19 protein-coding genes are annotated in these 24021 nt (G+C 70.8%); 14 read left to right on the top strand and 5 right to left on the bottom strand.

What is annotated here, in order from left to right:
- Positions 1-3: 3 nt before the first annotated feature.
- Positions 4-858, bottom strand: coding sequence for a helix-turn-helix transcriptional regulator (locus QJ852_07510; GenBank protein WGX98283.1), 855 nt, complete (start codon positions 856-858; stop codon positions 4-6).
- Between the two features lie 112 nt (positions 859-970).
- Here QJ852_07510 and QJ852_07515 point away from each other — a divergent pair, with 112 nt between their 5' ends.
- From QJ852_07515 to QJ852_07535, 5 genes are read left to right on the top strand one after another with little or no spacing between them, the layout of a single operon-like run.
- Positions 971-2065, top strand: coding sequence for an ABC transporter substrate-binding protein (locus QJ852_07515; GenBank protein WGX98284.1), 1095 nt, complete (start codon positions 971-973; stop codon positions 2063-2065).
- Entirely contained in the window at positions 2062-2886 is an 825-nt protein-coding gene (locus tag QJ852_07520) for a siderophore-interacting protein (GenBank protein ID WGX98285.1), read from the top strand. Before QJ852_07515 ends, QJ852_07520 begins: the two co-directional genes overlap by 4 nt.
- The gene (locus tag QJ852_07525) at positions 2883-3878 is read left to right on the top strand and encodes an iron chelate uptake ABC transporter family permease subunit (protein WGX98286.1); all 996 of its coding nucleotides are present in this window, start codon (positions 2883-2885) and stop codon (positions 3876-3878) included. The genes QJ852_07520 and QJ852_07525 overlap by 4 nt, the downstream gene beginning before the upstream one ends.
- Positions 3875-4906: an iron chelate uptake ABC transporter family permease subunit gene (locus QJ852_07530; GenBank protein WGX98287.1), complete on the top strand. Its 1032-nt coding sequence runs from the start codon at positions 3875-3877 to the stop codon at positions 4904-4906. The genes QJ852_07525 and QJ852_07530 overlap by 4 nt, the downstream gene beginning before the upstream one ends.
- Complete coding sequence (locus QJ852_07535; protein WGX98288.1) at positions 4903-5676, top strand: ABC transporter ATP-binding protein; 774 nt, start codon at positions 4903-4905, stop codon at positions 5674-5676. The genes QJ852_07530 and QJ852_07535 overlap by 4 nt, the downstream gene beginning before the upstream one ends.
- Here the strand turns inward: QJ852_07535 and QJ852_07540 are convergent.
- The 3 genes from QJ852_07540 to QJ852_07550 all read right to left on the bottom strand — a co-directional run bounded on the left by QJ852_07540 (position 5642) and on the right by QJ852_07550 (position 8954).
- The gene (locus QJ852_07540) at positions 5642-6880 is read right to left on the bottom strand and encodes a sigma factor-like helix-turn-helix DNA-binding protein (GenBank protein WGX98289.1); all 1239 of its coding nucleotides are present in this window, start codon (positions 6878-6880) and stop codon (positions 5642-5644) included. The two genes, QJ852_07535 and QJ852_07540, sit on opposite strands and share 35 nt — an antisense overlap.
- 9 nt (positions 6881-6889) lie before the next feature.
- Entirely contained in the window at positions 6890-7249 is a 360-nt protein-coding gene (locus tag QJ852_07545) for a YciI family protein (protein ID WGX98290.1), read from the bottom strand.
- A gap of 94 nt (positions 7250-7343) precedes the next feature.
- The gene (locus QJ852_07550; GenBank protein ID WGX98291.1) at positions 7344-8954 is read right to left on the bottom strand and encodes an AMP-binding protein; all 1611 of its coding nucleotides are present in this window, start codon (positions 8952-8954) and stop codon (positions 7344-7346) included.
- A gap of 72 nt (positions 8955-9026) precedes the next feature.
- Between QJ852_07550 and QJ852_07555 the strand changes: the two genes are divergently transcribed.
- The 7 genes from QJ852_07555 (at position 9027) to QJ852_07585 (ending at position 17214) form a co-directional block, all read left to right on the top strand.
- The gene (locus QJ852_07555) at positions 9027-9506 is read left to right on the top strand and encodes an OsmC family protein (GenBank protein ID WGX98292.1); all 480 of its coding nucleotides are present in this window, start codon (positions 9027-9029) and stop codon (positions 9504-9506) included.
- A gap of 58 nt (positions 9507-9564) precedes the next feature.
- The gene (locus tag QJ852_07560; GenBank protein ID WGX98293.1) at positions 9565-10404 is read left to right on the top strand and encodes an SGNH/GDSL hydrolase family protein; all 840 of its coding nucleotides are present in this window, start codon (positions 9565-9567) and stop codon (positions 10402-10404) included.
- 9 nt (positions 10405-10413) lie between these two features.
- Positions 10414-11271, top strand: a complete 858-nt coding sequence (locus tag QJ852_07565) for a hypothetical protein (protein ID WGX98294.1) — start codon at positions 10414-10416, stop codon at positions 11269-11271.
- Between the two features lie 113 nt (positions 11272-11384).
- Positions 11385-13016: a chaperonin GroEL gene (groL, locus tag QJ852_07570; protein ID WGX98295.1), complete on the top strand. Its 1632-nt coding sequence runs from the start codon at positions 11385-11387 to the stop codon at positions 13014-13016.
- 314 nt (positions 13017-13330) lie between these two features.
- Positions 13331-13879: an N-acetyltransferase gene (locus QJ852_07575; protein WGX98296.1), complete on the top strand. Its 549-nt coding sequence runs from the start codon at positions 13331-13333 to the stop codon at positions 13877-13879.
- 421 nt (positions 13880-14300) lie between these two features.
- Positions 14301-15233, top strand: a complete 933-nt coding sequence (locus QJ852_07580) for a hypothetical protein (protein WGX98297.1) — start codon at positions 14301-14303, stop codon at positions 15231-15233.
- Positions 15226-17214, top strand: coding sequence for a DUF262 domain-containing protein (locus QJ852_07585; protein WGX98298.1), 1989 nt, complete (start codon positions 15226-15228; stop codon positions 17212-17214). The genes QJ852_07580 and QJ852_07585 overlap by 8 nt, the downstream gene beginning before the upstream one ends.
- 181 nt (positions 17215-17395) lie before the next feature.
- Here QJ852_07585 and QJ852_07590 read toward each other — a convergent pair whose 3' ends face one another.
- Entirely contained in the window at positions 17396-18907 is a 1512-nt protein-coding gene (locus QJ852_07590; protein WGX98299.1) for a hypothetical protein, read from the bottom strand.
- A 186-nt stretch (positions 18908-19093) separates the two neighbouring features.
- Between QJ852_07590 and QJ852_07595 the strand changes: the two genes are divergently transcribed.
- On the top strand, positions 19094-20338 hold the full coding sequence (locus QJ852_07595; GenBank protein WGX98300.1) for an MFS transporter: 1245 nt from the start codon (positions 19094-19096) through the stop codon (positions 20336-20338).
- On the top strand, positions 20335-24021 hold the full coding sequence (locus QJ852_07600) for a nitrate reductase subunit alpha (GenBank protein WGX98301.1): 3687 nt from the start codon (positions 20335-20337) through the stop codon (positions 24019-24021). The genes QJ852_07595 and QJ852_07600 overlap by 4 nt, the downstream gene beginning before the upstream one ends.

Below are 24021 nucleotides of genomic sequence, written 5' to 3' on the forward strand. Positions count from 1 at the left end.
GGCTCAGCTCGCCTGAGCGTCGACCGCGCGGTGCGCATGGCGCCCGGGCGGTTCGCCGTACTCGCGGGTGAACGCGGCGACATAGGACGACGCGGTGGCGTAGCCCACGCGGTGGGCGATCTCGGTCACCGACCACCGGCTCAGCATCGCCCGGGAGGCCTCGAGCCGGGTCCGCGTGCGCCAGGCCGAGAACGACATGCCGTAGACCCGCTCGAACTCGCGCTGCAGGGTCTTCGGGCTGACGTGCAGGCGCTCGGCCCAGCCGGGGAGGCCGGTGCGGTCGGCCGGGTCCAGGGCCAGCGCCCGGGCGACGGCGCGGGCCGGGCCGAGTGCCGCCGACCCGAACCCGACCGGGTCGGCCGGCGAGGCGGCGAGCTCGCCGAGCAGGACGCCGCGCGCGGCCAGGCCGGCACGCTCGTCGGTGCCGGGGCGGACCAGCCGCGTGACCGCGTCGACCGCCGCGGGCGACATCGCGAGCACGGTGGCCTCGTGTCGCACCAGCTCGTCGGGTGCGCGGCGGACGCAGAGCCGGACGACGGTCTGCACCTCCAGCGCGGTCACCTCGGCCACCACGCCCTGGCGCACCCACACGGCGCCGGTCGGGCCGGCGAAGGCGGCCGTGCCGCCGCGGCCGACCGCGAGGACGCCGTCGGGGGAGAAGTAGACCTGGTGCACGAAGTCGTTGCGCGACTCGGGGAAGTCGGTGATCACTCCGGCCGGCGGGTAGCGCAGCGCGAGGATGCCGTCCGGCGGCCCGAGACCGTAGGGGAACTCCTCGACGACCGCGCCGCCGGCCTCGGTCGCGGTGACCGCGGGGCCGGGTCGCGCGGCGGTGGGTTCCTGTCCTCTGCGCGTCATCATCTGACTCCTTCACGACACCGGCACCTGCGTTGGTAAGGCTAGCCTCACCTGGTCGGACGCGCTGTCTCGGGTGACCTCGCGCGCCGATTCCCCGACGCGAAGGACGAACATGCAGCTCAACCTCCGGCCGGCCCGCGCCCTCGCCGCCCTGTCCGCCACCGCCCTGATCGGGGCGACGTTCGCGGCGTGCGGCAGCGAGGACGACGGCAAGGCGGCCCAGGAGACGACGACCGCCGCCACCTGCGAGGTCGACACCCCGGCGCTCCCCGAGGCGGCGCCGATCGCGGCGTTCGACCCGGGAGCGCCGACCCGCACCTTCGAGGCCGACAACGGCGCCGTCGAGATCCCGACCGACCCGCAGCGCATCGTCGCGACCGGGTACGCCGTCCCCGTGCTCCTGGAGGCCGACGCCGACGTCGTCGGCATCTCGGAGTGGGGCCGCGGCACCGCGCTGATGACGGAGGAGGACCTCGCGGCCTACCAGAAGCTGAAGAAGGTCGCCGGTGAGACCGCCGCCAGCACCGACTACGAGGCGATCGCCAACCTGAAGCCGGACCTGATCATGCTCGGCGTCCCGCTGCCCGTGCTGGGCGACGTCGACCTCGATCGGCTCGAGTCGATCGCGCCCGTCGTCGTCCTCGGCCCGGACCGCCCCGACGGCTGGAAGAACCTGTCGCAGCGCCAGGCCGATGCGGCCGGTGTCGTCGACTACTTCGAGGCCGCCAAGGCGTCCTACGACGCCAAGGCCGCCGCGCTCACCGAGAAGTACGCCGACGTCCTCGACGGGCACTGCTTCGGCCACGTCGGTGCCTACGGCGACGTGAGCGCGGGCAACTTCAACCGCGAGTACGCCGGCGCCTGGGGCACCAATATCGCCACCGACGTGGGGGCGACCTACTACGGCGGTCCGGCGGAGCCGGGCAAGGGCTCGGCGGCCTTCTCGGAGTACCCGTCGATCGAGGAGCTCCCGCAGAGCCTCGCCGACGCCGACGTGATCACCTACACCGTCGACGACGAGGGCAAGCCGTCGGAGTCGGTGCAGTACGTCCTCGACCACGCCCTGTGGCAGACGCTGCCCGCCGTCCGCGAGGGTGCGGTGATCCCGCTGCGCTACACCGAGGCGGCCACCTACCCGACCGCCGAGCGTGCGCTGGACGAGATCGACAGCGCCTTCGCCGAGGCCTTCGCGGACGAGCTGAAGTGATCGGCGAGCGCGACCGGCCGGCCGAGCGCGTCGCCGAGCACCACGACGCCGGGCGGGGGATGCGTCGGATCGGCTACCCGATCGGGATCTGCCGCACGACCGTGGCGCGCCGCGAGCTGGTGACCCCGCGGATGCTGCGGCTCACCCTGAGCGGCGACGACCTGGCCGGCTTCCACAGCTATGTGGCCGACGACCACGTGAAGATCGTCTTCCCGCACGCCGACGGCACGCGCACCGACCCGATGCCCAACGACCGGCAGTTGCTCGACTGGCCCAAGCCGCTCCCGCCGACGCGGACCTACACGATCCGCCGCGTCGATGTCGCGGCCCGCGAGGTGGATCTCGACATCGTGCTGCACTCCGGCGGCCTGGCCGGTGACTGGGCGGAGGCCGCTGCGATCGGCGACCCCGCCGTGATCGCCGGGCCGCCCGGGGCGAAGGCGTTCGCGCACACCCACCGCCACTACGTGTTCGCGGTCGACATGACCGGCCTGCCCGCCGTCGCGCGCTGGCTCGACGAGGCGGACTGGCTCGCCCCGGCGGGCGTCACCGCGCACGTGCTGGTCGAGTACGACCACGCCGACGAGACCGGCTACCCGCTGACCGCGCGCGAGAGTGTGGAGGTGCGCTGGCTCCCGCGCGCCGCGGGGTCGCAGCTCGGCGCGCAGGTGCGGGCGCTCGACGTACCGGAGGACACCTTCGTGTTCGGCGCGGGGGAGGCCGAGGACCTCAAGGAGGTCCGTCGCTGGGTCGCCGAGCGCGAGCTGCCGGCGAGCATCACCGGCTACTGGAAGCGCGGGGTCGCGGGGTTGGACGATTGACCCTGCGCCACCCCGGCCCCCTGGTCGCGCTCGCCGCGCTGGGTGCGGCCCTCGCCGGTGCGGTGGTCTGGAGCCTCTCCATCGGGCAGGGTGACATCCCGGCCGGCTCGGTGGTCCCCGCGCTCCTGCGGTACGACGACCACGACGCCGCGCACATCATCGTGCGCCAGGTCCGGCTGCCCCGGACCCTGCTCGCGATCCTCGTCGGCGCCGCGCTCGCGCTGGCCGGCGCCCTCGTCCAGGCGCTGACCCGCAACCCGCTCGCCGAGCCGGGCGTGCTGGGCGTGACCTTCGGCGCGTCCTTCGCCGTCGTCGTGGCGACCGCACTCGGCGTCGCCGGAGGGCAGAGTGCGCAGCTCGTCGTCGCGACGCTGGGCGCCGCGATCGCCACGGCCGTCGTGTACGCCGTGGGCCGCGCCGACCCGCTGCGCCTGCTGCTGGCGGGCACGGCGTTCAGCGCGCTCGTCGCCAGTCTCTCGCTCGGCATCCGGCTGCTCGACCCCGACGCCTTCGACGACCACCGGTTCTGGGCGGTCGGATCACTGGCCGGCCGCGACCAGCAGCCGCTGGCCCTGCCGACGGTCGTGGTGGTCGTCGCGATCGGGCTCGCGCTGGTGCTGGTCCGGCCGCTGGCGGCCCTGGAGATGGGCGACGACGTCGCGCACGGGCTCGGCGTCCGCGTCGGCGCGACCCGCACCGCCGTCCTGGTCGTCGCGACCGTCCTCGCCGGCGTCGCCACCGCCATCGCCGGCCCGATCGCGTTCGCCGGGCTGATCGTGCCGCACCTGGTCCGCCGGTTCGCGCGCGGCTCGGTGGGCTGGCTCCTGCTCCTCTCACTCGTCGGCGGCCCCGTGCTGCTGGTCGCGGCCGACACCGTGGGCCGGCTGATCCTGCCCGTCGGCGACGCGCCGGTCGCGATCGTGACGGGGCTGCTCGGTGGCCCGCTGCTGGCCTGGGTCGTGCGCCGCCAGGGTGCGGAGGTGGCGTCATGACGACCCTGACCTTCCTGCGTCCGGAGCTGCGTACCGTCCTCGCGGTCGTGCTCGTCGCCGTCGCCACGCTCGCGGTGTCCCTCGTCGCCCTCTGCTACGGCGACGGCTGGTCGGCGCCGGGCCGGGTGATCGCCGGCCTGCGTGGCGACGGACCCCTCGCCGGACGCGTGCTGGAGTGGCGGCTGCCCCGGGTGACCGCGGCCGTCGTGTTCGGACTCGCGCTCGGGCTGGCGGGCGCGCTCTTCCAGAACCTCACCCGCAACCCGCTCGGCGCACCCGACGTGATCGGGCTCGACCAGGGCGCCTACACCGGCGTCCTGCTGGTCCTCACCGTCGCCGGCGGCGCGCACTTCGCCGCCGCGGCCGACAACGGCGGCGGCTTCGCGCTCGGCCTGGCCGGTGCCGCGCTCGCCGGAGGCCTGCTTGCGGCGGGCATCGTGGCGCTGCTCGCGATGGGCAGCGGCTACACCGGCTACCGGCTGATCGTCATCGGCATCGCCGTCAACGCCGTGCTCACCGCGATCAACTCGTGGCTGATCCTGCGCGCCGACCTGGAGGTCGCGATGGCCGCCGCCAGCTGGTCGGCCGGCAATCTCAACGGCACGGACTGGTCGGACCTGGTCGTGCCCGGCGCGGGACTCGCCCTCCTGGGCGCCGGCGCCGCCGGCCTCGCCCGCCCGCTGCACCAGCTCGCGCTCGGCGACGACGTCGCGGTGACGACAGGCATCCGGCTCGGCCGGCTGCGGCTGCTCATCGCGACCGTCGGCGTCGGCTGTACCGCCATCGTGGCCGCCACCGCCGGCCCGATCGTCTTCGTCGCGCTGATGGCGCCCCAGATCGGCCGGCGGCTGGCCGGCACGGCGGGGGTCGCGCTGCTGCCCTCGGCGCTCACCGGGGCGCTGCTGCTGGCGACCGCGGACCTGCTCGCCCAGGTGGTCGCGCCGGTGCAGCTCCCGGTCGGCGTGGTCACCGGCGCCATCGGCGGTGTCTACCTGTTGTGGTTGCTGTTCAAGGAGGTCCAACGATGACCAGGCTGCGCACCGACGGCCTCCGGCTCGGGTACGGCGAGCGCACGGTGGTCGAGCATCTCGACCTGACCGTGCCCGACGGTGCCCTCACCGCGATCGTGGGACCCAACGCATGCGGCAAGTCCACGCTGCTGCGCTCGCTGGTGCGGCTGCTGCGCCCCGAGGCGGGCAGCGTCGTCCTCGACGGTCGCTCGATCGCGACCTGGCGGCCCAAGGCGGTCGCCCGCGAGCTCGGCTTCCTGCCGCAGGGCACCACGACGCCCGACGGGATCCGGGTCGTCGGCCTGGTCCGGCGCGGTCGCTACGCCCGGCAGCCGGCCATCGGCACCTGGACCCGTGCCGACGACGAGGCGGTCGCCGCCGCCCTGGCCGCGGCGGGGGTCGCGGATCTCGCCGACCGCCGGGTCGCCGCGCTCTCTGGCGGTCAGCGGCAGCGGGTCTGGATCGCGATGGTGCTCGCCCAGGAGACGCCGTACCTGCTGCTCGACGAGCCGACCACCTTCCTCGACATCGCCCACCAGTACGAGCTCCTGCGGCTGCTGCGTCGCCTGGTCGACGACGGCCGCACCGTCGTCGCGGTGCTGCACGACCTCAACCAGGCCTGCCGGTTCGCCGACCACCTGGTCGCCATGCGCGACGGCGCGGTCGTCGCCACCGGAGCGCCGGGCGAGGTCGTGGACGCCGCGCTCGTCGAACGGGTCTTCGGGCTCGCCTGCGAGGTGCTGCCCGACCCGGTCACGGGGACGCCGATGATCGTCCCGCACGCGTGAATCCCCGCCGGGCGCGCAGGTGCGCGGCCTCCGCGTCGTTGCGGCACAGCGCGAGCGCCGTGTCGTAGGCGACGCGGGCCTCGGCGTCCCGTCCGAGCCGGGCCAGCAGCTCCGCGCGGACCGCGGGCAGCCGGTGTCCCGGCAGCGCGACCCCCTCGAGCGCGGCCAGCCCGGCAGCCGGTCCGCTGCGCTCGGCGACGGCGACCGCCCGGTTGAGGCGTACGACGGGCGAGTCACCCAGAGTCAGCAGCTCGTCGTACCGCTCGACGATGCGGTCCCACCGGGTCGCGCCGGCGGACAGCGCGATCGCGTGCTCGGCGGCGATCAGCGCCTGGAGCAGGTACGGCGCCGGCGGGCCGGTCACCAGCGGCCGCAGCAGGTCGAGCGCCTCCAGCGCCTCGTCGTGGTGCCAGCGGCCGCGGTCCTGGTCGGGCAGCAGCACCAGCCGGCCCTCCACCGCGCGGGCGTCGCGGCGGGCGTGCTGCAGGACCATGAGGGCGAGCAGCGCGTCGAGCTCGTCGTACCGACTCGGGAGGACCGCGCGCAGCACCCGGACCAGGCGGAGTGCCTCGCCGGCCACGTCGGCGCGCAGCACGTCGCCTCCGGAGCCGGGCGCGTAGCCGCTGGTGAAGGCGAGGTAGGCGATATCGGCGACGGTGCCGACCCGCGCGTCCAGCTCGTCCGGCGGCGGGACGGCGAAGCGGGCACCGGCCAGCTTCTTGCGGGCCCGGGTCAGCCGGGCGGCCATGGTCGCGGTCGGCACCAGGAACAGCCGGGCGACGTCCTCGGTCGCGACACCGAGGACCAGCCGCAGGGTCAGCGCGGCGGACGCCTCACGGGACAGCGACGGGTGGGCGCACAGCAGCACCAGGCGCAGGCGCTCGTCCATCACCACCTCCCTCTCCGGCGGCGCGGCCAGCACCCGCCGGGCCTCCTGCTGCAGGGACGCCTCGACCTCGAGCAGCGGCTCCTTCCGGGCGGCCACCGCCTCGGTGCGCAGGGCGTCGGTGATCCGGCGGCGGGCCGTCGTCAGCAGCCAGCCGGCCGGGTTGGCGGGCGGACCCGTCTCCGGCCAGGTGCGCGCCGCCGCCTCGAACGCGTCCGCCAGGCCGTCCTCGGCGAGGTCGACCCGGCGGCACCACGCGGCGAGCAGGGCCAACAGCCGGCCCCACTCGTCACGCAGGACGCGTTCGAGCTGCTCCACCGGCAGCGGTCAGTCCGGCGGCGCGGGCAGGCAGGTGCGCACCTCGACACCGTCCTCGGTGTCGGCGAGCACCGCGCAGATCTGCAGCAGATCGTCGAGGTCGTCGCTCTCGACGATGTAGAAGCCCCCGAGCTGCTCGACGGACTCGACATACGGGCCGTCGGTGACGACGACGTCGTCCGCGGCGCGCCGCACGACCTTGGCCGTGCGGGAGTGGGCGAGCTCGGCGCCGCCCGTGACGCGGTGGCCCCGCTCCTCCAGCAGCCGGCTGAACTCGCCGTGCCGGGCATAGGTCTCGGCGCGCTCCTCGGCGCTCGCGGACTCCCAGGTCGCTTCGTCACCGGTCAGCAGTACGACGTACTCGGTCATCGGGATCATCTCCTCGTGGGGTGTGCTGAGTCTTCCACCCCGATGACGGGCGAGCCGGTGCCGAATCGACAGCTCGCGCGGAATCCGTCCCCCGTCAGCCGAGGAGCCGGGCCGCCAGCGCCGCGCTGGCCGGGTAGTCGACCTTGCTGACCGGCGTCCGCGGCACCTCGTCGACGAACAGCACCGTCTTCGGCACCTTGTAGTTGGAGATCAGCGCCCGGCAGTGGTCGCGCACGGCGTCCTCGGACAGGGCGGTGCCGTCGCGGCGCTGCACCAGCGCGGTGACCTGCTGGCCCCAGCGCTCGTGCGGCGTGCCGACGACGACCGCGTCGAAGACGTCGTCGTGGCGCAGCAGCACCGCCTCGACCTCCTCGGGGTGCACCTTCTCGCCGCCGGTGTTGATGCACACCGACCCGCGGCCCAGGACGGTGACCGAGCCGTCCTCCTCGCGCCGCGCGAAGTCGCCCGGGATCGCCCAGCGCACGCCGTCGATCTCCTTGAAGGTCGCCGCGGTCTTGACCGGGTCCTTGTAGTAGCCGAGGGGAACCGGGCCCGAGCGGCCGAGCATGCCGTCGACGCCCACCGGGCACGGTCGGAGGTCGGCGTCGAAGACCTCGACCTGGTCGGTGACGGTGAACCGCGGCGCGCTCTGGCCGCCGTCGGTGCCGTCGTCGATCCGGGAGCCGGTCGCGCCGGACTCCGAGGCGCCGTAGGAGTCGAGGATGAAGCGGCCCGGCAGGGCCTGGCGGATCTCCTCGCGCACTCCGTCGGACAACGGAGCGGCACCGTTGGAGACGGCGGCCAGGCTGGACAGGTCCCAGCGGTCCGGCTCGGCCAGGATCGCCTCGGCGACCGGGCGTCCCATCGCGTCGCCCAGGAAGGTCATCGAGACGACCTTGGCCTTCTCGACCAGGTCGAGGATCTTGACCGGGTCGAAGTGCGGCTCGGTGAAGAGCGCGACCGTCTGGCCGGCGACATGGCCGTTGCCGAGGATCCACTGGCTGCCGCCGTGCATCATCGGACCGCAGGCCAGCAGCACCATGGGGTTCTCGACGGCGGCGGCCTCCTCGGCCAGCTGCTCGACCGAGTCGAGCGGTGCGCCGTAGCGCGCGGCGTTGAGCGCGGCCCGGATCAGGTCCTCGTTGCGCCACACGACGCCCTTGGGATTGCCGGTCGTGCCGCCGGTGTAGAGGACGTAGTGGTCGTCCGCGCTGCGTCCGGTGATCGTCCGCTCCGCGGGCGCGGCGGCCAGTGCGGCGTCGTACTCCTCGCCGAGGACGAGCGTGTGCCGCAGGGCCGGCGTGTCGAGCTCGGCCAGCGCGTCGACGTACTCGGGGGCGATGATCGCCGCGACGCAGTCGGCGTTGTCGTAGAGATAGGCCAGCTCGTCGTGGAGGTACTTGTAGTTGATGTTGATCGGCACCGCCCGCGCCTTGAGGCAGCCGTAGAGCGCGTCCACCCACTCGATCCGGTTCGTGGAGTGCACCGCGACGTGCTCGCCCGGCCGGATCCCGAGGCCGACCAGGTGGTTGGCGAGGCGAGTGGCCCGCTCGTCGATCTCGGCGAAGGTCCAGACCCGGTCACCGGTGTGGACCGCGGCGCGGTCGGGCACGGTGTCGGCCATCACCTCGAGCACGTCGGCGAGGTTCAGCGGGCGAGCGGCGGGCGCGGCGGCCGCATCGGCGGCGGATGTGGTGGGGGTCACAGGGAGAAGAGTGCCAAACTAGAACAAGTTCTCGCCAGGGTTCGGCCGAGTCCGATTCGGCATGATGGCCGGGTGACCGACCACCACTACGCCCTGGACCTGGTCTGGCAGGGCAACCGCGGCACCGGGACGAGCGGCTACCGCGACTACGACCGCACCGTCCTGCTCACCGCGGCCGGCAAGCCCGAGCTGCTCGGCTCGGCCGATCCCACCTTCCGCGGCGACGCCGGGCGATGGAACCCCGAGGAGCTGCTCCTCGCCGCCCTGGCCCAGTGCCACCTGCTGTCCTATCTGCACTCCGCGGTCAACCACGGCATCGTCGTGACGGCGTACGACGACAGCCCGGTCGGCACCATGGCGCAGGTGGGGCAGGGTGGCCGGTTCACCTCCGTCACCCTCCGACCGCGGGTCACCGTCGCCGAGGCGGGGATGGTCGAGGTCGCGCGGGAGATCCACGGCGAGGCGAGCCGCAACTGCTTCATCGCCGCGTCGGTGAGCTTCCCGGTGGGGCACGAGCCCACCACTCTCGTGGCCGGCGTCGTCGCGGGCTGACATCCGGGCGCCACCGGGGCGCCATGAGCCGTTCAGGACCGTCTGGTTCAAAGCAGCCATGACCAGCCTGCCGCGCCGTACCCGCACCGTCCTGCTCGCCGCCGGCGTCGCCCTGGCCGCGATCGGGGTCACGACCGGCGGCGGCCGGGAGCTGCTGCGCCGCCAGGCCGCCGTCGCCCGCGCCCGGATCGGGAAGCCGCTGGGAGAGGCCGCGATCCCGGCCGACAAGGTCTGGAAGCGCAAGTCCTACGACGGCACGCCGCTCCACCTCCTGGTGCTCGGTGACTCGATCGCCGCCGGACTCGGTGCCGAGCGGGCGAAGGACACCCTGGGCGCGCGGATCGCGCGGGGGCTCGCGGGGGAGCTGCACCGCCCGGTCTCGCTGCGGACGGTCGCCGTCGTCGGCTCGGAGAGCTCGGCACTGGGCGGCCAGCTCGACGGCTTGCCGAGCGGCTACCACGCCGACGTCGCCGTGATCGTGGTCGGCGGCAACGACGTGACCCACCGGGTGCCGACCGCGACTGCCGCCGGGCAGTTGGAGGAGGCGGTGGTCCGGCTGCGCGAGCAGGGCACCGAGGTCGTCGTCGGCACCTGCCCCGATCTCGGGGCCCTGCGACCGGTCCCGCAGCCGCTGCGCTCGCTGGGGTCGCGGATGTCGCGCCAGCTCGCGCAGGCCCAGGCGGAGGTCGCCGTGCGCAACGGGGCGCACGCGGTGTCGCTGGCCCACGTGGTCGGGCCGTTCTTCATCAGCAACCCCGACGAGATGTTCAGCCTGGATCGCTTCCATCCCAGCGCGCTGGGCTACAAGCGCACCGCCAAGGCGCTGCTGCCGTCGGTGCTGCTGGCTCTCGGGCATGCCGAGCGGGTGCCCTTCGGGCACCGCGCGCCCGACGCCTAGCCTCGACGCATGACGACCGTCCTGCTCGCGACCTTCGACCTGATGCCCGACGGCGAGCCGGGTGCCGCCGCGCTCACCGCGGCGCTCGACGCGCGCGGGATCGAGAGCCGCTGGGTTCGCTGGGACGACCCGGCCGTCGACTGGGCTGGCGCCGACCTCGTCGCGGTCCGCTCGACGTGGGACTACCACCGCCGGCTGCCTGCGTTCCTCGACTGGGCGCGGGAGGTCGACGCGGTGACCACGCTGCTCAACGGGGCCGACGTGATCGCCTGGAACGCCGACAAGGCCTACCTGACCGAGCTCGCGGGCGTCGTACCGGTGGTGCCGACGGTGCTGCTCGACGACACCGACCTGGCCGGCGGTCTGGCCGAGGCGCTCGACCGCTGGGGGAGCGTGATCGTCAAGCCACGCACCGGCGCCGGCGGGGTCGGCGTGGTCGTCGTCGAGCGGCTCGACGACCCGCGCCTCGAAGGCCTGGTCGCCGGGCCGTGGATCGCGCAGCCTCTCGTCGCTTCCGTCCGTACGACGGGCGAGTCGTCGGTCTACGTGTTCGAGGGCGTCGCGGTGGCCCAGGTCGACAAGGTCGCGGCCGGCGACGAGGTCCGGGTCCATGAGCTCTACGGCGGTGCGAGCCGCCCGGTCCCGCTCGACCCGGAGCGGGCGGCGGGGGCGGCCGACGCGGTCCGAGCGGTCGCCGGGATGCGGGGAGCGGATCTGGCGTACGCACGGGTCGACCTGATGTCCTGGGAGGGCCGGTGGGTCGTCAGCGAGCTCGAGCTGATCGAGCCGGGGCTCTACCTCGACGTCGACCCGGACAACGCCGGACGGTTCGCAGACCTGGTCGCGGGGCGCCTGGACCGGTCCTGAACCCGTCTCGAACCGGGCTTCTCCTTGCACTCGCCATGGTCGAGTGCTAAACATGATGCTGGCACTCTCGCCTTGAGAGTGACAACGGACATCGCGAAGGAATCGCAGGAGTTATGTCGAAGCTGATTGCTTTCAACGAGGAGGCCCGCCGCGGGCTCGAGCGTGGCATGAACACGCTCGCGGACGCCGTCAAGGTCACCCTGGGCCCCAAGGGCCGCAACGTCGTGCTGGAGAAGAAGTGGGGCGCCCCCACGATCACCAACGACGGTGTCTCCATCGCCAAGGAGATCGAGCTCGAGGACCCCTACGAGAAGATCGGCGCCGAGCTGGTCAAGGAGGTCGCGAAGAAGACGGACGACGTCGCCGGTGACGGCACGACGACCGCGACCGTCCTCGCCCAGGCCCTCGTCAAGGAGGGCCTGCGCAACGTGGCCGCCGGCGCGAACCCGATGGGCCTCAAGCGCGGCATCGAGGCCGCCGTCTCCGCCGTCTCCGAGCAGCTGCTCGGCATGGCCAAGGACGTCGAGACCCGCGAGCAGATCGCTGCCACCGCCACCATCTCCGCCGGTGGCGACGCCACCGTCGGTGACGCCATCGCCGAGGCGATGGACAAGGTCGGCAAGGAGGGCGTGATCACGGTCGAGGAGTCGAACACCTTCGGCATCGACCTCGAGCTCACCGAGGGCATGCGGTTCGACAAGGGCTACATCTCGGCCTACTTCGTGACCGACCCCGAGCGCATGGAGACCGTCCTCGAGGACGCCTACGTGCTCATCGCCAACAGCAAGGTCAGCAACGTCAAGGACCTGCTGCCGCTGCTCGAGAAGGTCATGCAGTCGGGCAAGCCGCTCGTCATCATCGCCGAGGACGTCGACGGCGAGGCGCTGTCGACCCTGGTCGTCAACAAGATCCGCGGCACCTTCAAGTCCGTCGCTGTCAAGGCCCCGGGCTTCGGCGACCGCCGCAAGGCCATGCTGCAGGACATCGCGATCCTCACCGGCGGCCAGGTCATCTCCGAGGAGGTCGGCCTCAAGCTGGAGACCGCCGGCGTCGAGCTGCTCGGTCAGGCCCGCAAGGTCGTCATCACCAAGGACGAGACCACCATCGTCGAGGGTGCCGGCGACCAGGCCCAGATCGAGGGCCGGGTCAACCAGATCCGCGCCGAGATCGAGAACAGCGACTCCGACTACGACCGCGAGAAGCTCCAGGAGCGCCTCGCGAAGCTGGCCGGCGGCGTGGCCGTCATCAAGGTCGGCGCGGCCACCGAGGTCGAGCTCAAGGAGCGCAAGCACCGCATCGAGGACGCCGTCCGCAACGCGAAGGCGGCCGTCGAGGAGGGCATCCTCCCCGGTGGTGGCGTCGCGCTGGTCCAGGCCGCCGCTGCCGCGTTCGAGAAGCTCGAGCTCGAGGGCGACGAGGCCACCGGTGCCTCGATCGTCAAGGCGTCGGTCTCGGCTCCGCTGAAGCAGATCGCCATCAACGCCGGCCTCGAGGGCGGCGTCGTCGCGGAGAAGGTCGCGAACCTCCCCGCCGGCCAGGGCCTCAACGCGGCCACGGGCGACTACGTCGACCTGCTCGCCGAGGGCATCATCGACCCGGCCAAGGTCACCCGCTCGGCCCTGCAGAACGCCGCGTCGATCGCCGCGCTGTTCCTCACCACCGAGGCCGTCGTGGCCGACAAGCCGGAGAAGGCCGCGCCCATGGGCGGCGACCCGACCGGTGGCATGGGCGGCATGGACTTCTGATCGACTGATCAGGAGCCCAGCTCCCGCAGAACCACCACACGGCCCCCGCCCCCGGGCGGGGGTCGTGTGTTTTTCGGTCGCCTCGAGCGTCGGGCCTGGGTAGCATGGTCGCGCCGCGATCGGATCGAGACGGAAGGGAGTGTGGGTTGATGACCGCAGCGCAGTGCGCCGCTGTCGGCGCGCCTGGAACCAACCCACTTTCATCGGTCTCCGTCCGACTCCGACCCCTCCGCTGACGCTGCTCCGTGCGGCCGGCGGAGCCCTGTCGCCTTCGACTTGTCGGACGAGGCCCCTTGCTTCAAGGGAGCAATCCGTTGTCATCAACACCTGATGCGAATCGATCCACCACGGCTGCCACCTGGACGACCCGTCCGGAACAGTCCGACGCCGACCGGGCGGCCATCCGCGAGGTCCTGCTGGCCGCCTTCCCGACGAGTCTCGAGGCCGACCTCGTCGACGCCCTGCGCGCCGATCCGGAAGCCTGGCTGCCGGACCTGTCCGTCGTCTCCGTCGCCGACGACGGGAGCGTCGTCGGCTACTCGCTGCTGACCCGGTGCCACGTGGGCGGTGCCCCCGCCCTCGCGCTCGGTCCCTGCGCCGTGCCCCCCGAGCACCAGTCGCAGGGAGCCGGGGGAGCGGCGATCCGGGCCGGTCTCGACGCGGCGCGACGGAGCGGCGAGAACCTGGTCGTCGTCCTCGGGCACGCCGAGTACTACCCGCGGTTCGGCTTCGAGCGCGCATCGCGGTTCGGCATCACGGCGACCTTCGAGGTGCCCGACGAGAACCTGATGGCGCTCGCCCTCGACCCGTCGAGGCCGGTGCCCGACGGTCAGATCCGGTACGCGCCTGCCTTCGGGGTCTGAGAGCCGGCTCTCGTCAGACTGCACGGCCCCCGTCCTTGGGCGGGGGCCGTGTGGCTTCCCGTCAGCGACCCCAGCGGATCACAGCGTAGGCCGCTCGCAGCTCCCGTCGCGGCGAGGCCAGGTAGAGGGCCGAACCGAGGGCTGAAGGTGGTCGCCAAGAGGGCTTGACGACGCACGCCAAACGCGGCGCTATGACGCGGGTGGTGGGTGGGGCGCAGGGAGAGCTTGCACAGGTCGCACGTCCCCCTTCAACGGCGCATTGCCACGCCGCGGGAAGCGCAGCGGACGATCGCGAGTCGTAAGCCCGGCGTCACAAGTTTGCCGCGGTACGCGCCACGGTACGGACGGAAGACGAGGTTCGATGCGCGACACATGTCGTCGAATCCGCCCGCGTTCTGGAGATTGCGGGCACACTGCGCAGGTGACCCACGCAACCGGTAACTCGGAGCCAACGGGAACTCCCGAGCCGGCCGTTGACGCCGAGCCGCCCGAAGACCGAGATCCGGCCGCCGAGCAGGACAGCCTCGACGCCATGCTGAAAAGGCTGAGCGATGCGACGGGCGAGGACTTTGCGGGCGCTGAGACGTCCTTTCGGACGTTCATGACTGGTGTCGAGTCAGGCGTTCAAGAGTCGACCTTGTTTGAGGAGTTGTACGACCTTCACGCGAGCCTCACCGAGGAGCGCGTCCTGGGAAAGATTCGAGGCGTGGAAGCGTGGGCCGACGGAGAGAACAACTTTCGAATGGTCCCAAAGTCATGGCCCTCTGTGATTGACAAGCTCTACAGAATCAATATTGAAGACAACAAGCAGTTTTCCTACCCGCCCATTGTGCCGACAATCTATGAGCGTGCCGCAAGAACTCGGACTTCGGCTCAACAGCGGTGGGTGACTCCTCGCATTGCCCACGAAGTCGCAGATGATTTGATCCGCACGAAGTTTGTAGTTCCTTTCGCGGATGGCGTGATCGATGTAAGCGAGCGAGTAGACGCGGCAATCAATGACTGCGGTCTGCGGCGGTACAAGAGATATCACGCGAAGGACTCTGGCTACCACGCGCGTCACCACTACATTTTGATTAGCGTTCCGGGATACGATGGGCAGGATGCCACCGTATGTGTTGAGGTGAAGATACTCACAAAGTTCCAGGATACGCTGGGTGAATTGACCCATTTGCTATATGAATTGAAGCGTACGGGGAGACTCCCGGAGGAAGAGAAGAGAAAACTGGCTTGGCTCTTTGACTCACCGGACTTCGCGGCGTCGTACGTCGGCCACACCGGACATTTCATCGAGGCCTCAATTGTCGACCTGAAGCAAAGATTGCAAGGATTCGAGGGAATCGTCAATGGATAATCCAGAGCCCAGATCCCAGTACCTGAATGTTGTTCTGCGCCAAATCTCACGCACGTCGCTGCGGATCCCGCGCTTTCAGAGGCACTTCGTATGGGACCAGCGCGACGTTGTCGAACTCTTGGGAAGCATCCACAAGGGCTACCCGATCGGAAGTGTTCTTACTTGGCGGGTTGAGGCCAGCGATGAGTACTTCTCGGGTTTCCGCCATGATCCATTTCCTCCGGCGGATCAAAATGTAAAGACGTTCGAGGTCGTTCTCGATGGCGCTCAAAGACTATCAACGCTCTTTGGCTGCCTGAGGAACGCCGCGTCGGATCCCATTTATAGTGTGGTGTTCGATACTCGAGAAGAGTTGTTTAAGCACTCGGGCGACAAAGTCGCCGAGCCTTGGCAGATCCCGATGGATACGCTCTTCGATAGCCGTCGGTTTCTCGATGTGCAAGCAAGCCTTTCCGCGCTTGATGATTCCGAGATTCTGCTACCTCGGGCTTTGGACCTGTACTCCATTTTTCAGGATTATCAGATCCCGATCATCGCCATCTCGAACGCCGTTCTGGAAGATGTCGTCGAAGTGTTCCGAAGGGTGAACAGCAGTGGCACTCCGCTGTCGTCCGTCGACTTCGTCCGGGCGCTTACATGGCACTCAAGCTTTGACCTTGAGGAGACTTTCGATGCTTTGGTCGAGCGGTTCCAAGCCACCCCACTGGAGGGCTTTTCGGAGGATTTCCTGGTTCGCTGCCTTTCGATTGCCGCTGGCTTGTCCCTGGATAGCCGCGACGTGCCGCAACTGAAGGAACTGTCCGGGCGCCAAGAGGGTCTCTCCGAGGAGATATCAGCGATGGAGTCGGCCCTTGAGAGCGTCTCCCTGTTCCTCAGCAGGTTGAACGTCAACGGGATACGTGAGGTTCCGTATGAGGTTCAAAGGCTCTTGCTGTTCTCGTTCAAGCTGTACGAGACGAAGGTGAACGACGATATCTTGGAGGATTGGTTTTGGCGCTCGACTTTCTCGGAAGAGCATCAGAGCAAACCTGAGTCTTACACCACGCGGCTCGTGAAGGCGATGCGGGAAGGCGATGCCGAGCCGGCCCTAGAGGTCCGGAAGCCAGTCGATCCAGACCTATTGGCTCTCAGGAGTCGGAGGGCCGGCTCGGCGGTCGCCACTGGGTTCGATCTTCTGCTTCGACGAATGGGGGCACGGTCGCTTCTGTCGGGTGACGAGATCGCGGTCCGTGAGGGACTCCATGGATTCTTGTTCAGTCGGCAGGAACTGGCCGATGCACGTAGCCATGGGCTCGCCGTACCCGCCGGCGGGCCGTTGGCCAACGTCGTTTTGTTGAGCCCAAGGGACGCGGTCGAGTGGCGGACCCTCCGTAAGGAGGCCTCACTTGCGGATGCGTTCGCAGAGTGCGCCTCGCGAACTGATCAAGCTGCGGAGATTTGGGCGTCGCAGGGGCTTGTCCCCGCGGCTCTGATGTCTCCGGCTGTCGTCCTGCGCGAGCGGTCGGCGAGGTTGTTGAGCCAGGTCATTCCTCTGGCGGCTAACGATGGGGGCGACGCGCACCTCAAGCAGCAGCTGGCTGGCGGCTCATCTTGGCCTGATATTCAGAAGGCCGTTCAAAGGTTCGTAGGGTTTGATCCGGCGACGGAGCCAGTCGAGGACCGATTGAGCAATCTCAGAAGTGCAATGATCAGTTTGATCGACGAACTGGAATGGGATGGACTCGGCGAGTGGTTGGATGCCGAGCGCCTATTGGGTGCGACGCTTGGACAGCAGGTCATGGGAAGTGCCCAGCCGTCGGAGTCGCTCGAGGAGCGTGTGAAGCGGGTCGAGCCGTACCAGTCGTGGGCACTAGGCTTGAGCACCAATCTTCGTGCACTCCGTATTCATGGCAGCGATCCAGAGGCGCTGTTGAAGCTTCGCAAACACGCTGAGACCGCGCTGTCCCAGCTAGGTGGAGGCGAAGGAGTTGTTTCCCCTTAGGCGCCTCAGGTGAGGGGGCGGCGCTACGGCACTCGGGTCGCGCCGTTCTGAGTTTGGCCTTCTTGGTTGGAGGATCCCGCCATCCTGGGAGGTTCGACCGTGCGTCTATCTGGGCGGTTCGACGCGGCGCGCCCGAACAGCCAGGCGTCGTTGCCGGCTTGCTGCCGACGGGAGACACGCGTCACGCCATGGTGTGGAAATCGAGGTCGATCTCGAGCCCTGGCGGCTGCGGGTAGCACTCACCGACGACGGTGCCGTCCCGGTCCCGGATCAGCTCGACACAGGTGGTGCCGCGAGGTGTGACCACCCGACCGAGGCCGTGCGGAGACACCCATCGGTACGCCGTGAGGGCGAGTTGGCGCACCTGGTAGCCGCCGCCTCCGTCGGGGAGGTGGCCGTGGGTCTTGATCCGATGGTGTTGTCGGGTGAGGGGTGCGGCGTTGTGGTCGCCGGTCTGGCCGGGCGGGCCGTCGCGGGTGGTGGGGACGTACGGCGTGGGGTGGTCCAGGTCGAACCGGTCGCCGACTCCCGCTCCATTGGTGGAGTGGGGGAAGACGTCGCCGCACATGCGCTGGATGGCGCGCTCGCGGACGACGGTGGGGTGCTCGTAGGCGTTGCCGCTGGTGACGCCGGCGAGGTCGAGGACGGGTTGCAGGGTGATGTCGCGACGGCGGAGGAGGTCACTCAGCTGCTCGAGGAGGAACGGGCCCAGGCCCTCGACCCGAGCCACACCTGACAGCACTCCGGTCAGGGCCAGGGCGGAGATGTGGACGTGGATGACGGCCTTGCGGGGCCGGGCGGCCTTCCTCGGCGTCGGGGCCGGTGTCGGTTCTTCTGGTGTCGGTTCTGGTGCCGGGGGAGGGGTGGGCTCGCCCAGGCCGTCGAGGAAGGCGGCCGCGGCGTGCGGGTCGGCCAGCAGGACCAGTGCCTCCGCCCGGAGCTGCGCCCGGGTCGCGGGCTGCTCGTCCTCGGCGCGCTGCTGGTGGGCCGCGAGCGCGTCGGCGAGGTCGTCGATGACGGCGTCCAGCTCGACGGCGGCACCGGCGGGGAGCTTGGCGGAGATCCGGCGGGTGGCGGCCTCACCACCGCCCACGGCGCACGGATCGAGGAGGTCGCCGGGCCGGGGCCGGGAGAGCCAGCAGCCGGTCTTCTGGGCGTCGGCCTCGACCCGGGCGTGGTGGGCGGCGCGGTCGGCCTCGATCACCTTGGCCTCGGCGATCCGCAGGATCCGGCCGGGGGACTGGCCGGCAGCGGCCGCGACCGCCGCATCGACGAGCCGCACCGCGTCGCGGTCGAGGTCGCGGGTCATCGCCGCGACCTTGCGGGCCAGCCAGGCGGGCATCGCCAGGTCGAGCACGTGGTCCCACACCCGCGGCAGCCGGTGGCGCAGGTCGAGCGCCGCCGCGGCGAGGTGACGGGTGCTGATCTGCCCGGACTGGAGGGCGATTGCGAGCTCGCCGATGCACAGCTCGGCGACGTCGGGCGTGCCGTCGCCACCGAGCCGGACCAGGCGGTCCCCACCCCTCGCCGGCGGCACCGCACCGGGCACGCGCCGTGGGTCGTCGCCGTTGCGGTCGCACCAGGCCAGGACCAGGAGCAGCTGGTCGACCTCGGCCCGGCGTCGCGCGGTCAGGTTGGACTCGGCGGCAGCCAGCAGCTCCGCTGCTGACAGTTCGTCGAGGTCCCGAGCCATGGGACCACCACACCACCCACCCCCGACAGAACCCGACCCGACGCCGGAATGCTGTGGAAACCGCGCTTGGTCCGCCGCCCGGGGGACCTTCGTCCCTGGCGCCCAGGACCATCCTGCGGCATGGTGAGGTCCAGGGAACGACCACCAAACTGCGGGCAGCGTGGCCCGGAGCGGGAGGGGATGTCCGTGGCCGGATCGATCGATACGACGAGCGAGGACCGACAGACGACGTCCTCCGGGACCGCCTGGCTGATGCTCGCGGTGGCCACCCTCGGCTTCGTCGTGAACTTCTGGGCATGGGCCCTGCTCAGCCCGCTGGGACCGCTGTTCCGCGACACGGGCGTGCTGGGCGAGCTCAGCGAGTCCGACGTCTCTCTGCTCGTCGCGGTGCCGGTCGTGGTGGGCTCGCTGGGCCGGATCGTGGTCGGCGCGCTGACCGACCGCTTCGGCGGGCGCGTGATGTTCCCGCTGGTCTCGCTGGCGACGGTGGTGCCGATCCTGTTCGTCGCCTTCTTCGCGCTCGACTCCTACGCCCTGCTGCTGGTCGGCGGCTTCTTCCTCGGCATCGGCGGGACGGCCTTCGCGGTCGGCGTGCCCTTCGTCAACGCCTGGTTCCCGCCGGAGAAGCGGGGTCTGGCGGTCGGCATCTTCGGTGCCGGCATGGGCGGTACGGCGATCAGCGCGCTCACCACCGTCAAGCTGTACGACGGCCTCGGCGAGCGCGCTCCCTTCCTGATCACTGCCGCTGCGCTGGCGGCGTACGGCGTGCTCGCCTGGCTGGTCCTGCGCGACGCCCCCGGCCGGAGCGTGCCGACGACCCCGCTCGGACAACGCCTGCTGAGCACCGCCCGGCTGCCCATCACCTGGCAGGCCTGCGTGCTCTACGCCGTCGCCTTCGGCGGGTACGTCGCCTTCTCGGTCTATCTCCCGGCGTACCTCAAGACCGCCCACGGCCTCACCGCGGCCGATGCCTCCAACCGGATGGCGGGCTTCGTGGTCGTCGCCGTCGTGATGCGGCCGGTCGGCGGCTGGCTGGCCGACCGGATCGGCGCGATCTCCGTGCTGGGCACGGGCTTCGCCGTCGTCACCGTGTGCGCCGCCATCGCTGCCGGGACCCCGCCGCTCCACGCCGGCGGCACCGTCGCCTTCCTGGCGATGGCGGCCGCGCTGGGCATGGGCAGCGGCGCGACCTTCGCCCTCGTCGCGCAGGTCACCGAGCCGAGCCGGGTCGGCGGCGTGACCGGACTGGTCGGTGCGGCCGGCGGCCTGGGCGGGTTCGTGCCCCCGCTGATCATGGGCTACGTCTACGGCCACACCGACTCCTACGCCATCGGCCTGTGGCTGCTCGCGATCACCGCCGCGGCCACCCTCGTGCTCACCTACACCGTCGTCAACCGCACCGCCGGTGCCCGGGGAACGGAGCCCGCATGACCGACCTCGAGTCCCGGCTGCAGCAGGCGGCGATCGGGTCGCGCCGCTTCTTCACCAAGGCGGAGGTCAGTGCCGACGACCGCGCGCTCTTCAAGAAGGGCGGCCGCGAGGGCGACGTCTTCTACCGCGACCGCTGGAGCCACGACAAGGTCGTGCGCAGCACCCACGGCGTCAACTGCACCGGCTCGTGCTCGTGGAAGGTCTACGTCAAGGACGGGATCATCACCTGGGAGGCGCAGCAGACCGACTACCCGAGCGCCGGACCCGACCGGCCCGAGTACGAGCCGCGCGGCTGCCCGCGCGGAGCCGCCTTCTCCTGGTACACCTACAGCCCCACGCGGGTCCGCTACCCCTACGTGCGCGGCACGCTGCTCGAGCTCTTCCGCGCCGCCAAGCAGCAGTACGGCGACCCGGTGGTCGCCTGGGGGTCGATCGTCCAGGACCCCGAGAAGGCCCGTGCGTACAAGAAGGCCCGCGGCAAGGGTGGTCTGGTGCGCGCGACGTGGGAGGAGGCGGCCGAGATCGTGGCCGCCGCGCACGTCTACACGGTCAAGCGCTGGGGCCCCGACCGGATTGCCGGCTTCTCGCCGATCCCCGCGATGTCGCCGGTCTCCTACACCTCGGGTGCCCGCTTCCTCGAGCTCATCGGGGCGCCGATGCTCTCCTTCTACGACTGGTACGCCGACCTGCCCAACGCCTCGCCGCAGATGTTCGGCGACCAGACCGACGTCCCCGAGTCGGGGGACTGGTGGGACGCCGGCTACCTCATCATGTGGGGCTCCAACGTCCCGCTCACCCGCACGCCCGACGCGCACTGGATGACCGAGGCCCGCTACCGCGGGCAGAAGGTGCTCGCGGTCGCGCCGGACTACGCCGAGAACGTGAAGTTCGCCGACGAGTGGGTCAGCCCCGCGCCCGGCACCGACGGCGCGCTGGCGATGGCGATGGGGCACGTCGTGCTCCAGGAGTACTTCGTCGACCGGCAGGTGCCCTTCTTCACCGACTACAACAAGCGCTACACCGACCTGCCGCACCTGATCTGCCTCGAGCCGACCGGCGACGGCGGCTACAAGCCGGGCAAGTTCCTCGTCGCCGGCGACATCGGCCACCCCGACGGCGGCGCCGAGAACGCCATGTGGAAGCCCGCCGTCCTCGACGCGACCACCGGTGAGGTGCGCATCCCCCAGGGCGCGATCGGCCACCGCTTCGGCGACGAGGGCCTCGGCCGCTGGAACCTCGAGCTCGGCGACCTCGACCCCGCCCTCAGCCTGTACGACGCGGACAGTCGGGGCGAGGACGCCGTCGAGGTCGAGCTGCCGCGCTTCGACGCCCCCGACGGCAAGGTCCGCCTCCACCGCCGCGGCGTGCCCGTGAAGCGGGTGGGCGACCGGATCGTCACCACCGTGCTCGACCTGATGCTCGCCCAGTACGGCGTGGCCCGCGACGGCCTCCCCGGGCAGTGGCCCGAGAGCGGCGACGACCCCGACGGCGTCGCCACCCCGGCCTGGCAGGAGCAGCACACCGGCGTACCGGCCGCTCAGGTCCGCCGCCTGGCTCGGGAGTGGGCGCAGAACGCGATCGACACCGAGGGCCGCGGGATGATCCTGATGGGTGCCGGGGTCAACCACTGGTTCCACTCCGACCAGATCTACCGCGCGATGCTGGTGCTGACCACGATCACCGGTTGCCAGGGCCGCAACGGCGGCGGCTGGGCGCACTACGTCGGCCAGGAGAAGGTCCGCCCGATCATGGGCTTCCAGCACCTCGCCTTCGCGCTCGACTGGCACCGCCCACCGCGGCACATGAACCAGACCGCCTACTGGTACGTGAACACCAGCCAGTACCGCTACGACACGTTCAGCGCCGACGACCTCGACGCCGGCACCGGCGTCTTCGCCGGGAAGACGGTGATGGACCTGCTGGCGCAGTCCGTCCGGCTGGGCTGGAGCCCGAGCTACCCGACCTTCGACCGCAGCTCCCTCGCACTGGCCGACGACGCGGAGGCGGCAGGCATGGAGGCGCCGGCGTACGTCGCCCGCGAGCTCAAGGAGGGCCGGCTGCGGTTCGCCGTCGAGGACCCCGAGCACGAGGACAACCACCCGCGGGTCCTCTCACTGTGGCGCTCCAACCTGCTGGGCTCCTCCGCGAAGGGCAACGAGTACTTCCTGCGCCACCTGCTCGGCACCGACAGCGCCGCCACCGCGCAGGAGGCACCGCCCGAGCTGCGGCCCCAGGACGTCGTGTGGGCCGAGCAGGCCGCAGAGGGCCGGCTCGACCTGCTCACCACGCTCGACTTCCGGATGACGAGCAGCACGATCCTCAGCGACGTCGTCCTGCCCGCCGCGACCTGGTACGAGAAGCACGACCTGTCGACCACCGACATGCACCCGTTCGTGCACTCGTTCAACCCGGCGATCTCCCCGCCCTGGCAGACCAAGTCCGACTGGGACACCTGGAAGCTCATCGCGCAGCGCTTCTCCGAGCTCGCCGTCGACCACCTCGGGACCCGCCGCGACGTCGTCGCCAAGCCGCTGTGGCACGACACCCCGGAGGCGATGGCGGCCGAGCACGGCGTCGTCCAGGACTGGCGGACCGGCGAGTGCGATCCGGTTCCCGGCAAGACGATGCCGGTGATCGCCGTCGCCGAGCGCGACTACACCGCCATCTACGACAAGCTGACGACGATCGGGCCACTGCTCGAGAAGGTCGGCATGACCACCAAGGGCGTGCTCTACGACGTACGACGCGAGGTCGATCTGCTCCGCAAGCGGCACGGCACCGCCGACGCCGGTGCGGGCGCCGGGCAGCCGAAGGTCGAGACCGACGTGCAGATGGCCGACGCGATCCTGCACCTCGCCGGCGTCTCCAACGGCCACCTCGCCACCCAGGGCTTCCGCTACCTGGAGAAGCGCACCGGCACGCAGCTCGCCGACCTCGCAGCCGAGCACGAGGGCAAGCAGATCACCTTCCGCGACACCCAGGCCGCGCCGGTGCCGGTGATCACCTCACCCGAGTGGTCGGGCTCCGAGTCGGGCGGGCGGCGCTACAGCCCGTTCACCATCAACATCGAGCGGCACAAGCCCTTCCACACGCTCACCGGCCGCCAGCAGTTCTACGTCGACCACGACTGGTTCCTCGGGATGGGCGAGATGCTGCCGGTCTACCGACCACCGCTGAACATGACGACGCTGTTCGGCGAGGCGCCGATCGGCTCGCGATCCGAGCTCGGCGTCTCGGTCCGCTACCTGACGCCGCACAACAAGTGGTCGATCCACAGCGAGTACCAGGACAACCTGTTCATGCTCTCGCTCTCCCGCGGCGGGCAGTCGGTGTGGATCTCCGATCGCGACGCCGCCAAGGTCGGGATCCGCGACAACGACTGGATCGAGATGGTCAACCGCAACGGCGTCGTCGCCGCCCGGGCCATCGTGAGCCATCGGATGCCCGAGGGCACCGTCTACATGCATCACGCGCAGGACCGGCTGATCGACGTCCCGCTGACCGAGCGCGACCGCAAGCGCGGCGGCATCCACAACAGCCTCACCCGGATCCTGATGAAGCCCAACCACATCGTCGGCGGCTACGCCCAGCTGGCGTACTTCTTCAACTACATCGGGCCGATCGGCAACAACCGCGACGAGGTCACGATGATCCGCAAGCGCCGGACGGAGGTCGAGTACTGA

The organism is Nocardioides sp. L-11A (assembly GCA_029961745.1).
In the GTDB taxonomy this organism is placed as follows: domain Bacteria; phylum Actinomycetota; class Actinomycetes; order Propionibacteriales; family Nocardioidaceae; genus Nocardioides.

Excerpts from the sequence above, each read along its gene's own strand:
- QJ852_07510 (WGX98283.1), bottom strand. The coding sequence starts at position 858 with ATGACGCGCAGAGGACAGGAACCCACCGCCGCGCGACCCGGCCCCGCG.
- QJ852_07515 (WGX98284.1), top strand. The coding sequence starts at position 971 with ATGCAGCTCAACCTCCGGCCGGCCCGCGCCCTCGCCGCCCTGTCCGCC.
- QJ852_07530 (WGX98287.1), top strand. The coding sequence starts at position 3,875 with ATGACGACCCTGACCTTCCTGCGTCCGGAGCTGCGTACCGTCCTCGCG.
- QJ852_07535 (WGX98288.1), top strand. The coding sequence starts at position 4,903 with ATGACCAGGCTGCGCACCGACGGCCTCCGGCTCGGGTACGGCGAGCGC.
- QJ852_07545 (WGX98290.1), bottom strand. The coding sequence starts at position 7,249 with ATGACCGAGTACGTCGTACTGCTGACCGGTGACGAAGCGACCTGGGAG.
- QJ852_07560 (WGX98293.1), top strand. The coding sequence starts at position 9,565 with ATGACCAGCCTGCCGCGCCGTACCCGCACCGTCCTGCTCGCCGCCGGC.
- QJ852_07565 (WGX98294.1), top strand. The coding sequence starts at position 10,414 with ATGACGACCGTCCTGCTCGCGACCTTCGACCTGATGCCCGACGGCGAG.
- groL (WGX98295.1), top strand. The coding sequence starts at position 11,385 with ATGTCGAAGCTGATTGCTTTCAACGAGGAGGCCCGCCGCGGGCTCGAG.
- QJ852_07585 (WGX98298.1), top strand. The coding sequence starts at position 15,226 with ATGGATAATCCAGAGCCCAGATCCCAGTACCTGAATGTTGTTCTGCGC.
- QJ852_07590 (WGX98299.1), bottom strand. The coding sequence starts at position 18,907 with ATGGCTCGGGACCTCGACGAACTGTCAGCAGCGGAGCTGCTGGCTGCC.
- QJ852_07600 (WGX98301.1), top strand. The coding sequence starts at position 20,335 with ATGACCGACCTCGAGTCCCGGCTGCAGCAGGCGGCGATCGGGTCGCGC.